Below are 13,381 nucleotides of genomic sequence, written 5' to 3'. Positions count from 1 at the left end.
TCTCGCTTTCGGCATTGGGGGTGGCGTCAGGCCGCGTCCTGTTTCGCCCAATAGGGTGCGCGCAGTTCGGTCTTCAGCACCTTGCCCGCTGCCGAGAGGGGGAGGGGCTCCTCGCGGACGTCGCAGGAGCGCGGGCATTTATAGCCCGCGATCAGCGTCTTGCAGTGCGCAGTCAGGACATCGAGGGATATACTCTGTCCCGCGCGCGGCACGATGATCGCATGCACGCGCTCGCCCCACTGGTCGTCGGGCACGCCGATTACCGCGCAATCGGCGATCGCGGGATGTTTGAGCACGGCATTTTCGACCTCGGCGGAAAAGACATTTTCGCCGCCCGAGATGATCATATCCTTGACCCGGTCGACGATGAACAAAAAGCCGTCGGGGTCCATATAGCCCGCGTCGCCAGTGAGCACCCAGCCGTCGACGATCGTAGCGGCGGTGACGTCGGGCTTGTTCCAATAGCCCATCATGCTGTTGGGCCCGCGAACCCAGACATGCCCGACCTCGCCGCGCTCGCGCTCGCTGCCGTCGTCGGCGGCGACTTTCACATCGACCCCGGGGAGCGCATGGCCGACCGAGCCGAGCTTTGACGTGTCCCCGTCGAGCCGCTGATATTCGGGCGACAGGATCGTCGCCCCCGGCGACAATTCGGTCTGGCCATAGCCGTGAAAAATCTGCGCGTCGGGTAGGGCCGCGATGGCGCGGCGGAGCACCGGTTCGGGCATCGGCGCAGCGCCATAAACGAGCGTTCGGATCGACGACAGGTCGCCGCCATACTCGTCGCAATGATCGAGCAGCATTTTCACCATCGTCGGGACCAGCAGGACGTCGGTGATCCGGTCGGTCGCGATTGCTTCGCAGACGAGGGCAGGGACAAATCCGGGAATGATCGAATGGCATCCGCCAAAAAAGGTCGTCGAAAACATCATCGCCGCTGCGGCCATGTGGAACAGCGGCGGGGCGTGCAGGGTAACCGAGTGGCGGTTCGGCCGCGTGATCGCGCCCATCGACTGAACGCTCGAGATCAGCCCGGCGTGGCTCAGCATGACGCCCTTGGGGAAACCCGTCGTCCCGCCGGTGTACATGATCGCCGCCAGCGCTTCGCCGCCGTGCCTTATGTCTTCGACCGGCGCGGTGTCGGCAACCAGCCGCTCATAGTCATGCGCCCAGTCGGGCGCCGCGGCTTCGCCCGCATAGATATAGTGCTGCAACGACTGGGCCTCGTCGCGGAGCGAGGCTGCCTGATCGATGAAGCTATCGTCGAACAGCAGCACCGACGGCGTCGAATCGTCGAGCGAATAGAGGATTTCGGCCATGCTCCAGCGCGTGTTGACCGGGACCGCGACTGCGCCGATCCAGAACACCGCATAATAATGCTCGACATAGCGATCCGAATTATGCGCCAGCATCGACACGCGGTCGCCCGGCCCGACACCGAGCGCCCGCAGCGCCCCGGCCAGCCGCGCGACGCGGTCGGCAAATTCGCGCCAGTTCCGTTTGCGTCCCTTGAACGATGTCGCGGTGCGGTTGCCGTTGATCTGGACCGATCGATGAACGCCTTGCGTCAGATACATGGTTCTTCCTCTCCACAGCCGCGCTTGTGGCGGTCGGTTATGTCGTTTCGCTTTTACACTGCGGCCTGATCCAGCCGGGGATCGGGCGCGGCCGGGCGCAGGGGGCGCACGATATAGACCGCCTCGGTCACCGCCACGGTGACTCCGCTTTCATCACGAACGACGGCGTGGAGGCGAAAGCTAGCGTCCTCGCCGGCATCCATCAGCGTGCCGATTTTTTCGGCTTCCTGCTCGTCGAACATCGCTTCGGCAATGATCGCCGATCGCGCGGGGCGCTTGAAATCGATCGAGACCGACTGAACCGCGCCATACATCGACGCAAGGCGTTCGGGGCCAAAGGTGCGCATCACCACCAGACCGCCCAGCATCTCCGCCGCTGCCCACTGGATCGCGGCATGGACGGTGTTGAGATGATTGCCGTTCGCGGGGTTGAGCGGAACGCGGCAGCGATAGATGCCGTCGCGGACCGATTCCACGCGAAGGTCGATATGCGCGTAAAGAGGGCAGAGGCGGCTGAGCGCGGCTTCCACACTGGCTTCATCGAACATCATCGCCTCTCCTCCGAAAGCCGGCGCACGGGGTCAAACCGCCAAGCGTCGAGCTTTCGCTTCTTCATACCGGGCCGGATCGATCACCGAAAGTTCGGTGAGCTTGTTCGATGCCATGATATCGCCGCCGACCTTCATCTGTCCGCCGAAAAACAGCTTCTGGACGTCGGCGAGCGGCGCGGTCACGACGGTATGCAACAGGTCCGCGTCGAGTTCGATCGTGCAATCGGCCTTGTCGGCGATGCCTTCGCGAACGGCGTCGGCGCCGGTCGTCAGGTCGAGGATCCAGTTCGATGCAGGATTGTTGAGCTTGAACTGAAACGCCGTGCCGACCTTGGCAGCCAAGTCGGGATTCCCGGCAACATGGTCGGCGATCACCGCGAACACGTCCTGGGGGATTACCTTATCGGGCTCAGCTGCGGTGGTCGGGGCCGCATCCTTCGATTTGCGAACGGGTATTTCGTCATAGAATTCGACTGCGGCGTTCTTGATCACCACCTTGCCGCGTTCCTTGACGCTCGTCTCGACGATCACGCGGTTGCCGGCTTCCTTCCACATCTTCGTCACCAGCGTCTCGCCGGGGAAGACCGGCTCGGCGAAGCGTACCTTGATGCTCTTGAACTTGCGCGGATCATTGCCCAGCATTGCCTTCACCACATGGCGGCCGACATGGCCGAAGGTGCACAGGCCGTGCAGGATCGGCTTGTCATAACCAAAGGCCTTGGCGAACGCCGGGTCGGCGTGGAGCGGGTTCCAGTCGCCCGAGAGGCGATAGAGCAGCGTCTGGTTGACGTCGGTCGCTTCCTCGATCACCGCATCGGGTTCGCGATCGGGCGGGCTGTTGATGTCGGCCGACGGGCCGCGATCGCCGCCCCAGCCGCCGGCGCCTTTCACGAAGGTCGTCATTTCGTTGTAGACAATCTCTTCGCCATGCTCGTCGACCGTGCTGACGCCGAACACGACAACCGCGTGCGGATCCTTGTCATAAGCGTGTTTGAACTTGAAGATATGCTTGAGCTTCGCCGCCTTGGGGAGCGGCCCTCGTACTTCGGTATATTGCTCGCCGTGGAGCACGCGGTCGAAGCCGTAATTCATCCCCGGCAGCTTCAGCCCGCCGTCCTTTGCCTGCGCCAGCATCGCGTTCGACTGCGGCATCACCCCCCACGTCGGCAGCGCATGAAAATCGCCGAGTTCGTAGACGAACTTGCGCTCGTCATCGTCCATCGGATCGCGCGCGGCACCAACGCCCAGCGCATAGATCGCGAGGTCGCGCTCGTCATAAGTGGATTCGAGCACCAGCTCCTCGCGCGTCGCCACATCGAGGTCGATAAATTCATTACCGCCCAATGTCTTGGTGTTCACTGCCTGCATCACCGCGGTGAAGGTGTCGTTGACCGTCACCGGATACTCGGCGTCGTCAAAATTGCCGATCTTGCCCCATAACCGCGCGACATCGTCGGGGGTGAAGGCGCGGTCGGTGCCAAAGCTGTGGCCGCGGGTTCTTTCCCAGCGGAGCTTCGCGATATAGCCCGCGCCGACCTCGAACAGCCCCTTGGTTTCGGTGCAGCTTTCGTGCGCGAGCCATCCGACCAGCGGGCTGACCGCTTCGGGCTTGAGATTGGCGAGGAATTCCTCGGGAAAGGCGGTTTCGGTCAGCCGCGAGGCGGCGATCGGCGCGATCGTGTTGACGAGGATATTCTTCGCACGCCCTTCTTCGGCCAGCGTGTTCGCGAGGCCATAGATGCCGAGCTTCGCCGCCGAATAATTGGCCTGCCCGAAATTGCCGTAGATGCCCGCGGCCGACGTCGTCATCACGATGCGGCCATAGGCCTTGTCGCGCAGGATCGGCCAGGCGGCCTGTGTCACCGCCTTGGTGCCGCCGAGGTGAATGCGCAGGATCAGGTCCCAGTCGGCCTCGGTCATCTTGGCAAAGCTGGTGTCGCGCAGGATGCCAGCGTTGTTGACCAGCACATCGACCGTCCCGAACGCATCGAGCGCGGTCTGCACGATCTTTGCGCCATCCTCGACCGAGTCATAATTGGCGACGGCTTCGCCGCCCAGCGCCTTGATTTCCTCGACGACGCTGTCGGCCGCGGCGGAGGATTTGCCGCCACCTGCGATATCGCCGCCCAGATCGTTGACAACGACTTTGGCGCCGCGTGCACCGAACATCAGCGCGTGCTGGCGCCCCAGACCCGCGCCTGCGCCGGTGATGATCACGACCTTGTTGTCAAAACGAAGTTGCTCAGTCATTTTTCCGTCCATTTCATGCAAAGGGGGCGCGTCAAAGCGAGCGCGCGATGATGGTCTTCATGATTTCGCTGGTGCCGCCAAAGATGCGGCCGACGCGGACATCGGCGTAAAGCCGCGCGATCGGATATTCGGTCATATAACCATAGCCGCCGAACAGCTGCAGGCACTCGTCGACGACCTGGCATTGCTGTTCGGATACCCAGAGCTTGGCCATCGCGGCGGTTTCGGCGTCGAGTTCACCCGCGAGCAGGCGCACGATCATCTGATCGACGAAGGTTCGCGCAACACTGGCGACGGTCGCGCATTCGGCCAGCTTGAACTGGCTGTTCTGGAAGTCGAAAAGCGGCTTGCCGAACGCTTTGCGCTCCTTGGTATAAGCGGTCGTCATGCGGACCGCTTCCTCGATATGGACCGCACCCATGATCGCCAGCTGCAACCGCTCCCACGCAAGCTGGACCATGAGCTGGGTAAAGCCCTGGCCCGGGGTCTCGCCGAGCAAATTGCCCGCGGGCACGCGAACGCCGTCGAAGAACAGCTCGGATGTGTCCTGGGCGCTCATCCCGATCTTGTGGAGATTGCGGCCGCGGCGGAACCCGCCAGCCTGATCGGGATCGTCGGCCTCGACAATGATCAGCGACAGGCTCTTCGCACCCGCTTCGCTGCCGGTCCGCGCGACGACGATAATGAGGTCGGCATTCTGGCCGTTGCTGATGAAGGTCTTCGACCCGTCGATCACATAATGATCGCCATCGCGCTTCGCAGTGGTGCGTATCGCCTGGAGGTCCGAACCGGTGCCCGGTTCGGTCATCGCGATCGCACCGATCGTCTCGCCCGAGGCGAGCTTTGGCAGCCAGTGCAGCTTCTGCTCCTCGCTGCCGTAGGAGAGGATATAATGCGCGACGATGCCCGCATGCACGCCGACCCCGCCGCCGAGGCCGCCAGTCAGGCCGGCCCGCGCCATTTCCTCGAAAATGACGATGTCATGGGCATAGGTACCGCCCGCGCCGCCATAGGCTTCGGGGATGCTCGCGCATAGCAGGCCCGCTTCGCCCATCTTGCGCCATGACGCCCGGTCGACAATGCCTTCGGCTTCCCAGCGTTCGCGCTGCGGCATCATTTCCTGCGCCAGAAAGCGCGACGCGGCGTCGCGCAGCAGCAACAGCTCTTCATCCATCCAGGGGCGATTATCTTCCGACATCAACTCTCCAAACCCATCGTCTTTGTCCGTCGTCGTGACAGCATGTGCGAATGGGCCGGAAGGTGTTGGAAAGCGGGGAGGCAGTCCAATTCATTCTTGTGAGATCTTATGCCTTCCGGGAATAGTATACACGCAAGCGTCACGGGGATGCGGCGCTCCCTATCCTCCGTGCCAAATGGAGAAAGGCGACGGCGATCTGTATGATCGACCCCTGCTAGTGGCTGCCGGACCAGTGTCTGAGTTTCAAGTGAAGGGCGGGCTTTCCCGATTCTGCCCAAAGACCTGCCGTTCCGGCGGCGAACGGAGCGCGTGGATCGCCTGGCTGGAAGGTTCGGCAGAACGAAGCTGGACATCCCGAAATGCTTTCGCCAAATGAAATGATATCACATATCGTGATTCGGTGAAGTGGCGGTTGCGAGTGTCGCCGGCAGGGTGGCTGCAGAGCAACCAGGGGGATTGAATGAAGCGGATTTTTCTGGCTGTCGGGGCCGCCGTTGCGGCGCCGGCGGGGGCATTTGCACAAGCGGCGGGCGACGACGAGATTGTGGTGCTCGGCACCCGGGAGCAGGGCTATCGCGCGACCGTTGCGCCGCAGACCAACAAGTCCGATACGCCGATCAAGGAAACGCCCTATTCGGTTCAGGTCGTAACCCGCGAGCTTATTCGCGACCGGGGCATCACAACCATCGGCGAAGCGCTGCGTTATGTCCCGGGCTTCAGTCCGCAAGTGGGTTTCGGTGCGAGCAATGACCGCTTCTATATTCGCGGTTTCATCACGCCCTATAATCTCAAAAACGGTCTGCGGCGCGCAGCCTATGCCCCCGACGAGCAGTTGCAGAATGTCGAGCAGGTAGAAGTGTTGAAGGGGGCTGCCTCGGCACTTTACGGTCGCTTCGAGCCTGGCGGCGTCGTCAACTTCATCACCAGGAAGCCGCTCGACGAACCGTTTGCGGAAGTGAGCGCGCTTTACGGCTCATCCGATCAGCGGCGCTTCACCGCGGATCTGTCGACGCCACTTTCCAGGACGCTAGGCCTCCGGGTGAATGTCTCGCACGATGATCGCGATAGTTTTCGTGACTTCGTCTTCACGCGCGGTACCTTCATCGCGCCAGTACTCCAGTGGAAACCGTCTGACGCGACAAGGATGACCCTTGAGGGGGAATATGCCCGCAAGCGCGGTTACTTCGATCGGGGGTTCGCGAACGATCGGCTCTTCCTCGAGGCCCCGCGCGAGCGGCAGTTCGGGGAGCCTGATGCACGCTATACCAACAAGGGCGGGGTCGCGAGCCTCTTCGTCGACCACCGCTTCTCGGGGGCTCTGTCAGGACGTGTGGCGCTCGGCTATTCGGACTTCACGAAGGATAGCTATTATTATGCCTTCGGCTTCCCGCCGGTCAGCCGCACCGATCCGGCCAATCCCAAGGTCAACCGTCGCACCAGCCTTGCCTATGACCGACAGCGGGACCTGACCGCTCAGGCCGAGCTCTATATCCGTTTCGCGACCGGGGCGATCGAGCACAAGGCACTGACCGGGATCGAATATGGCTATGATCATTGGCGCTTCGAGGTTCGTAATCCGCCGTTCGGCGTCAACATCCCGATCGATTTCGACAATCCTGTATACGGGCAGCGCGCCACCCCGACGCTGCTCGTCTCGGACGGCGCATGGGATAGCGACTCTACGGCGCTCTATGCGCAGGATGAGCTGAAGCTCGGCAACTGGCGCTTGCTCGTCGGCGGGCGCTATGACTGGAACCGGCTCAGGAACCGCGACTATTTGGTGGGGTCGGGCGAGGAGGCTACCGAGCGGGGCGCTTTTTCTCCGCGGGCCGGATTGACCTGGACGCCGACGCCTGCGCTTTCTCTTTACGGCAGCTGGGCGCGCTCTTTCCGCGCGCAGGTCGATGTCGGACGGCTTCGCGACGGCTCTCTTCCCAAGCCGCTCATCGGCGAAAGCTGGGAGATTGGCGCCAAGGCGGAGCTTTTCGACGGGAGACTCGCGCCAACCCTCGCGCTCTTCGACATAATGCGCCGGAATGTTGCAGTATCTGACCCCGTCGATTTCGATCTGGTGATCCAGATCGGCAAGTCGCGCTCGCGCGGAATCGAGGTCGAGCTTCCGGCCGTGCTGACGCCGCAATGGCGGTTGATCGCCAACTACACCCATCTCGATGCGAAAGTGCTGGAGGACAGCTTTGCCGTGCCGGGCTCACGGCTCGTCAATGCGCCGCGCCATTCGGCGAGTCTCTGGACGACATATGATCTCGCGGGCCGCCTCAAGGGTGCGAGCGTCGGCTTCGGCGTCCAGCATATCGGGAGCCGGGCGGGCAACACCGACAATTCGATCCTGCTTCCCGCCTATACGCGCGTCGACGCTAATCTCGCATATGACTTCGACGCGGGCTTCGGTCCGCTGCGGGCGCAGTTCAACATCCTCAACCTGTTCGACACTTTCTATTATGACAGCGGTGGCGCCTTCATTCCGCTCTATCCCGGCGCGCCGCGGACAATCACCGCGAGCGTCTCGTGCCGGTTCGGAGGGAAGCGGTGAGGCTGTTGTCCGCAATCGGGGCGGCTGTGATGCTTGCCGCTTGCGCGCCAATCGCGCTGCGCGAACCTGCCGCGCGCGATGCGGTTGAGGTCGGACCGGCACCTTCCGCCAATCTCGCGGCGGGCTGCGTTGCCGATTATCAGCCGGGCGCCGACTATTTCCCCGACAAAGCCCGTTTCGATCATTCGGCGCAACTCAAGATCGAATATCATGCCAACTGGAAACGGGTGACCTTCACGCCCGCCGTCGACACACGCGAGACGCTGAGTCTCGTCCTCGTCCAGTGCGGGACGCCGCCGCCCAGGCTCGGCCCGCGCGACACGCTCGTCGAAATTCCCGTCCGCAATTTCGCCACTGCCAATGTGTCGTTGCTTGGCGCGAGCCATTTGCTCGGGATCGACGACCGGCTGAAGGGAGTGCCGACGCGCAATGTCTCGATCCCGGCGATCGCCGCGCGAATCGAAAACGGCCAGACCGTGCCTATCTATGCAGCGCAACACGGAAACGGCGAGCAGGCGGCTGCACTCGGCGTGGACCTCTTCTTCACCTTCTATTCGGCTTATCCCGACGCGAATATTCATCCCTTGTTGAAGCGGCTCGGCGTCGTCTCTGCACCCCAGTCCGACCACACCGAACCGACCCCGCTCGGCCGCGCCGAGTGGATCAAATATCTGGCTCTCTTCTTTAATCGCGAGGCGCGGGCGAACGCGATCTTCGCCGATCGCGCCGCGCGGTACGAGGCACTGCGTGCGCGCGTCGCCGATGTGCGCGCACGGCCGCTCGTTCAGCTCGGTTATCCCGAAAGCCGCGACGAGTGGAGCCAGGCCGGCGGGCATAATCAGCTCTACCGGATGGTCGAGGATGCCGGCGGGCGTCACGCCTGGCACGACAACCGCATCGCCGGAAGCCTGACCTATGCGCCAATGGAAAAGCTCTTCGACCGGGCAGCAGGCGCCGACGTCTGGCTCGGCAATTTCATGCCGGGCGCAGCCGATATGGCCGCGCTCCGCCGCGACCATCCGCGCCTGGCCTGGTTGCGCGCGGTACGAACGCGACGCGTCTACTGGTTCGATGCCGGAAAGGTCGGACCGTTCGCGAACAGCTGGTCCGACCAAGGCATGACCGAACCGCAAGATACGCTCGCCGAGCTTATTGCGATCCTGCATCCGGACCGGCTTGCTGTCCCCGCACCAATACGTTTCATCCGCAAGATCCCGGGCAGTGCGGCATGATCCGGCCGTTTCCCTTCGCGATGCTCGGGGTCCTGATCGTCGCGATTCTCTTCCTTGGCGAACTCGCGCTCGGCGTCGTCGACATACCGCTTGGCGCTGTCGCCGCGAGCCTCTCGGGCGGCGATATCGGACAGGATGGTTGGGGGCATATCGTCCGCGAATATCGTCTTCCGCGGGCGGTTGCGGCGCTGGTCGGCGGCGCCAGCCTCGGCGCCTGCGGCCTCATGCTCCAGACATTGTTCCGCAATCCGCTCGCCGACCCCTTTGTCCTTGGCATCGCGCACGGCGCGCGTTTCGGGGTCGCGCTGCTCGTCGTCGCGACGGGACTTGCCGGTCCGGCTTTCGCTGAATCCTTCGGCCTCGTCGGTGACATCGGCCTGGCGGTCGCGGCTTCGGGTGGGACGATCGCCGTGATGGCGCTGCTCACGCTGCTCGCGCGACGCGTCGATAATGTGACATTGCTGCTTGCAGGTCTGATGCTCGGCTATATCGCGGCGGGCCTGATCAGCCTGTCGCTGCACCTCATCGACGAGACGCAGGCTTCGGCTTTCAAGGGCTGGGATGATGCAAGCTTCGCAGGCGTCACCTGGGCGCAGCACATGATCCTGCTGCCTGCGTGCGGCCTCGGGCTTCTGGTCCTCATGGCGCTCGCGAAGCCGCTTGATATCCTCATGCTCGGCGACATCTACGCGCAGAGCCTCGGCGTTCCGTTGAAGAGACTGCGCTACGCCTGTTTCGCGGTCGTCGCGCTTCTGGTGGGAACCGTTACTGCCTTCTGCGGCGCGATCAATTTCCTCGGGCTCATCGCAGGCCATGTTGCCCGCGGCGTGCTGCGGACTGAAGATCATCGAATATTACTTCCCGCCTCGGCTCTCGCGGGCGGTGCACTGGCGCTCGCAACCGACCTCATCACCCACCTTCCCTGGGCGCGCCATCTCCTACACCTTAACGCGGTCAACGGGCTGATCGGTGGCCCCATCGTCCTTTGGGTGCTGCTCCGCCGCCATGCCCGCTTTGGAGGGGCGTCATGAGCGCAATCCTCTCGATGGACGAGCTGGCGATCGGATATCCGGGGCGCCGTATCGCCGAAAATCTCTCGCTCGCGCTCAACCCGGGCGACGTTGTTGCGCTCATCGGGCCCAATGGAACGGGCAAGACGACGCTGCTGCGAACCCTTGCCGGCCTTCTCGCGCCGTTAAGCGGATCGATCGCTCTGGGCGGCGAACCGCTCCACACGCTGTCGGCGCGCGAGAAGGCGCGGCGACTCGGGGTCGTGCTCACCGAGCGGCCTCAGACCGGCTATCTCACTGGTTTCGAGCTCGCCGCGGCCGGCCGCTATCCCTATACCGGCTGGCAGGGCCGGCTGACGGCGGATGATGTCGCTATTGTCGACAAGGCGCTGGCGCTTGTCGGAGCTGCGGGGTTTCGTAACAGGGCCGTGGCCCAGCTCTCCGACGGCGAACGCCAGCGCGTGATGGTGGCGCGCGCTCTCGCCCAGCAGCCGCGGCTGCTCCTCCTCGACGAAGTGACCTCCTTCCTCGACCTGCCACGGCGCGTCGCCTTCTTTTCCATGCTTGGCGAGCTTGCCGAAGAGCGAGGCTATGCAATCGTCATCTCGACCCATGAGCTTGAACTCGCCTTGCGCTGCGCGAACCGGCTCTGGCTTTATGACGGAACACGCCTTCTCGACGGCGCGCCCGAGGATCTCATTCTTTCAGGCGATTTTGCGCGGATATTTGCGGGAGACGGCGTGAGCTTCGACGAGGCTGTAGGCCATTTTGAGCTGCGGCGGCCGGCAAACCGGTATGTTGCGTTGGAGGGGGAAGGCGCCCGCGCGGCGTGGACGCGCCGGGCGCTCGACCGGACGGGCTTCGCGATCGATCCTGCGGCGACGCTGCGGATCTCCGTCGATGCTGATGGTTGGACCGTCGGTGCGGTGCGCTTCGATAGTGTCGCCGCGATGCTCGCTGAACTCGCCCGCTCATGATCCGCGCGGGCCCAAACTTCGAGTCCTTCTGTTTCGCTGTGCCCGCGGGCGCTCACCCACACCCATAGTTCGAAGCAACGCATATTGCGTCTGCTTTCGCCATCTTCGACCTGAGAGCCGCCTGACTGCAATCGGCTCATTCCGTTTGCATTACACACGCAGTTGCATCGACAGCTTCGTCCCGGCTGGCAGCGGCTCGGCGGTCAGCGCGCCGCCGTGCGAGATCGCGATCTGGCGCGCGATGGTGAGCCCGATCCCGCCGCCGTCGGCCTTGGTCGTGTAGAAGGGGAGGAAGATGTCTTCGGCGTCGGGGGGAAGGCCGGGGCCGTTGTCCTCGACGGTGAAGCACAGCATGTCTCCGGCGATGTCCCAGCCGAAGGTTACGACGGGTTGTGGCCGGTCCGCTGCCGCCTCGACGGCGTTCTTGAGCAAGTTGAGCAGCGCCTGTTCGACGAGCTCGCGGTCGATGGCGACGACGGCGCCGGGCGCGGCGGCGTCGATCCGCAGCGCGGCGCACGGGTTGAACCCCCGCGCGAGTGCGACCATGTCGGCGCCGAAGGCCGCAAGGTCGACGGGCTCGGGGCGCGGCTGGGGGATGGCGAGGCATTGGCGATAGCGTTCGACGAAACCCATCAGATGCTGCGCGCGCCGCGCGATCGTGGCGGCGGCCGCGGCGGCCTGCGCGCGATCGGCAGGGACGGCGGGATCGAGCGCGGCGAGGCTTTCGGCGAGCGAGATCACCGGGCTCAGCGAATTCATCATCTCGTGCGCGAGAACGCGGCTCAGCCGGTGCCAGGCGTCGGTTTCGACCGCTCCGAGCTTTTCGGCGACGGTCTGCACTGCGATCAGCCGACGCCGCGATCCGTCGGCGATGTCGAAGAGCCCGACCGAGGCGTGCGCGCTGCGCCCGTCGGTCAGGCGCAATAGGCGGCCCGCTTCGGGCGGGCCGGTGAGCAGCGTCGCGGCGTCGGCGGCGACGAAGGCAGGATGATCGGCGAAGCGCGCGGGCGCTGCCGGCGCGAGCGCGCGCGCGGCGCGGTTGGTGCGCAGCAGGCCGCCCGCAGCGTCGGTCAGGAACAGTGCGGCGGGGACGGTGTCGAGCAGGGCGTCGTCGCTATGCGCCTGCGTGCGATGCCGGGCCTCGCGCTGGCGCATCGCATCGACCGCGCGGACGATCGCGGCATCGAGATCGGCGAAAGCCGAGGGCAGGGCCGACGGCCGGTCGTCGACCGCGATCGCGAGTTGATCGGCGAGTTCGCGCATCGCCCGCTCGGCCTGGCGCGCGGCGCGAACGAGCGCGAACAGCGCGGTGATTGCGACTCCGCCGGCGATCAGCGCGAGCGCGGGTCTGCCCGAGAGGAGCAGCGCAGCGCTGCCTGCCGCGAAACAGCCAGCGGCGAGCCCGCGCGCGGCGAGCCCGGCAGCGAACGACCAGTGGCGCTTGCCGCCGCGTTCGCCGCTAGAGTCCATGTTTCTCGATGCGTCGGTAGAGGGCGGGCCGGGTGATGCCGAGCGCCGCTGCGGCGCGGCTGATATTGCCGTCGGCGCGTTCGATCGCGCGTTCGATCGCGTGGCGCTCGATCGTCTCGAGGCTCATCGCCGCGCCGGCGCGCTGGCGCGCGGTCAGCTCGATCGCTGCGCCGATGGCGGCGACAAGCCGGTCGTTGCGCCAGGGTTTGAGCAGGAAATCGCACGCGCCGCGCTTGAGCGCCTCGACCGCGATCGCGACGCCGCCGAACACCGTGAGCACGACGATCGCCAGCGTGGGATCGGCGATGCGCAGCTGGTCGATCGCACCGAGCCCGGCGCGGCCGTCGCGCTGGTCGGGGCGGAAGTTCATGTCGAGCAGGATCGCGGCATAATCGCCGAGCGGCATCGGATCGGGAAGCGCATCGGGGCCGGGCACATGCTCGACCTCGGCGACGCCGCGGAGCGCGAGGCAGATCGCCTGCGCGATCGCCTGATCGTCTTCGATCAACAGGATTCGGGGGCTGTCCATCGCGCGATCTTACCGGAGCCCGCGCGCGCAGGGAAC

10 protein-coding genes are annotated in these 13,381 nt (G+C 64.6%); 4 read left to right on the top strand and 6 right to left on the bottom strand.

Features of this window, described 5'->3' with window-relative positions; all coding sequences use genetic code 11:
* Positions 1-26: 26 nt before the first annotated feature.
* From AC07NV_RS09455 to AC07NV_RS09440, 4 genes are read right to left on the bottom strand one after another with little or no spacing between them, the layout of a single operon-like run.
* Positions 27-1,577, bottom strand: coding sequence for a long-chain-fatty-acid--CoA ligase (locus AC07NV_RS09455; protein ID WP_495166095.1), 1,551 nt, complete (start codon positions 1,575-1,577; stop codon positions 27-29).
* A 53-nt stretch (positions 1,578-1,630) separates the two neighbouring features.
* Positions 1,631-2,128 (bottom strand): DUF4442 domain-containing protein, encoded by a 498-nt coding sequence (locus tag AC07NV_RS09450; RefSeq protein WP_495166094.1) that lies wholly within the window; start codon positions 2,126-2,128, stop codon positions 1,631-1,633.
* A 30-nt stretch (positions 2,129-2,158) separates the two neighbouring features.
* Positions 2,159-4,378: a peroxisomal multifunctional enzyme type 2 gene (locus AC07NV_RS09445; RefSeq protein WP_495166093.1), complete on the bottom strand. Its 2,220-nt coding sequence runs from the start codon at positions 4,376-4,378 to the stop codon at positions 2,159-2,161.
* A gap of 31 nt (positions 4,379-4,409) precedes the next feature.
* Positions 4,410-5,576 carry an acyl-CoA dehydrogenase family protein gene (locus tag AC07NV_RS09440; protein ID WP_495166092.1) on the bottom strand — a complete coding sequence of 389 codons (1,167 nt, stop codon included), beginning with the start codon at positions 5,574-5,576 and terminating at the stop codon, positions 4,410-4,412.
* Between the two features lie 460 nt (positions 5,577-6,036).
* Between AC07NV_RS09440 and AC07NV_RS09435 the strand changes: the two genes are divergently transcribed.
* Genes AC07NV_RS09435 through AC07NV_RS09420 form a run of 4 tightly spaced genes read left to right on the top strand, consistent with a single transcriptional unit; the run spans position 6,037 to position 11,346 of the window.
* Positions 6,037-8,127 (top strand): TonB-dependent siderophore receptor, encoded by a 2,091-nt coding sequence (locus AC07NV_RS09435; RefSeq protein ID WP_495166091.1) that lies wholly within the window; start codon positions 6,037-6,039, stop codon positions 8,125-8,127.
* Entirely contained in the window at positions 8,124-9,359 is a 1,236-nt protein-coding gene (locus tag AC07NV_RS09430; RefSeq protein WP_495166090.1) for an ABC transporter substrate-binding protein, read from the top strand. Before AC07NV_RS09435 ends, AC07NV_RS09430 begins: the two co-directional genes overlap by 4 nt.
* The gene (locus AC07NV_RS09425) at positions 9,356-10,390 is read left to right on the top strand and encodes a FecCD family ABC transporter permease (protein ID WP_495166089.1); all 1,035 of its coding nucleotides are present in this window, start codon (positions 9,356-9,358) and stop codon (positions 10,388-10,390) included. The genes AC07NV_RS09430 and AC07NV_RS09425 overlap by 4 nt, the downstream gene beginning before the upstream one ends.
* Positions 10,387-11,346 (top strand): ABC transporter ATP-binding protein, encoded by a 960-nt coding sequence (locus tag AC07NV_RS09420; RefSeq protein WP_495166088.1) that lies wholly within the window; start codon positions 10,387-10,389, stop codon positions 11,344-11,346. The genes AC07NV_RS09425 and AC07NV_RS09420 overlap by 4 nt, the downstream gene beginning before the upstream one ends.
* Positions 11,347-11,496: 150 nt before the next feature.
* Here AC07NV_RS09420 and AC07NV_RS09415 read toward each other — a convergent pair whose 3' ends face one another.
* Together AC07NV_RS09415 and AC07NV_RS09410 are read right to left on the bottom strand one after the other, a co-directional pair.
* Positions 11,497-12,816 (bottom strand): sensor histidine kinase, encoded by a 1,320-nt coding sequence (locus tag AC07NV_RS09415; protein ID WP_495166087.1) that lies wholly within the window; start codon positions 12,814-12,816, stop codon positions 11,497-11,499.
* Complete coding sequence (locus AC07NV_RS09410) at positions 12,806-13,345, bottom strand: response regulator transcription factor (RefSeq protein ID WP_495166086.1); 540 nt, start codon at positions 13,343-13,345, stop codon at positions 12,806-12,808. The genes AC07NV_RS09415 and AC07NV_RS09410 overlap by 11 nt, the downstream gene beginning before the upstream one ends.
* Positions 13,346-13,381: the final 36 nt, after the last annotated feature.

It is taken from the genome of Sphingopyxis sp. GW821-FHT10B01, assembly GCF_059415685.1.
This window is presented reverse-complemented; position numbering and strand designations above follow the sequence as displayed.

Excerpts from the sequence above, each read along its gene's own strand:
- AC07NV_RS09450 (WP_495166094.1), bottom strand. The coding sequence starts at position 2,128 with ATGATGTTCGATGAAGCCAGTGTGGAAGCCGCGCTCAGCCGCCTCTGC.
- AC07NV_RS09420 (WP_495166088.1), top strand. The coding sequence starts at position 10,387 with ATGAGCGCAATCCTCTCGATGGACGAGCTGGCGATCGGATATCCGGGG.
- AC07NV_RS09435 (WP_495166091.1), top strand. The coding sequence starts at position 6,037 with ATGAAGCGGATTTTTCTGGCTGTCGGGGCCGCCGTTGCGGCGCCGGCG.
- AC07NV_RS09410 (WP_495166086.1), bottom strand. The coding sequence starts at position 13,345 with ATGGACAGCCCCCGAATCCTGTTGATCGAAGACGATCAGGCGATCGCG.
- AC07NV_RS09440 (WP_495166092.1), bottom strand. The coding sequence starts at position 5,576 with ATGTCGGAAGATAATCGCCCCTGGATGGATGAAGAGCTGTTGCTGCTG.
- AC07NV_RS09455 (WP_495166095.1), bottom strand. The coding sequence starts at position 1,577 with ATGTATCTGACGCAAGGCGTTCATCGATCGGTCCAGATCAACGGCAAC.
- AC07NV_RS09425 (WP_495166089.1), top strand. The coding sequence starts at position 9,356 with ATGATCCGGCCGTTTCCCTTCGCGATGCTCGGGGTCCTGATCGTCGCG.
- AC07NV_RS09445 (WP_495166093.1), bottom strand. The coding sequence starts at position 4,378 with ATGACTGAGCAACTTCGTTTTGACAACAAGGTCGTGATCATCACCGGC.
- AC07NV_RS09415 (WP_495166087.1), bottom strand. The coding sequence starts at position 12,816 with ATGGACTCTAGCGGCGAACGCGGCGGCAAGCGCCACTGGTCGTTCGCT.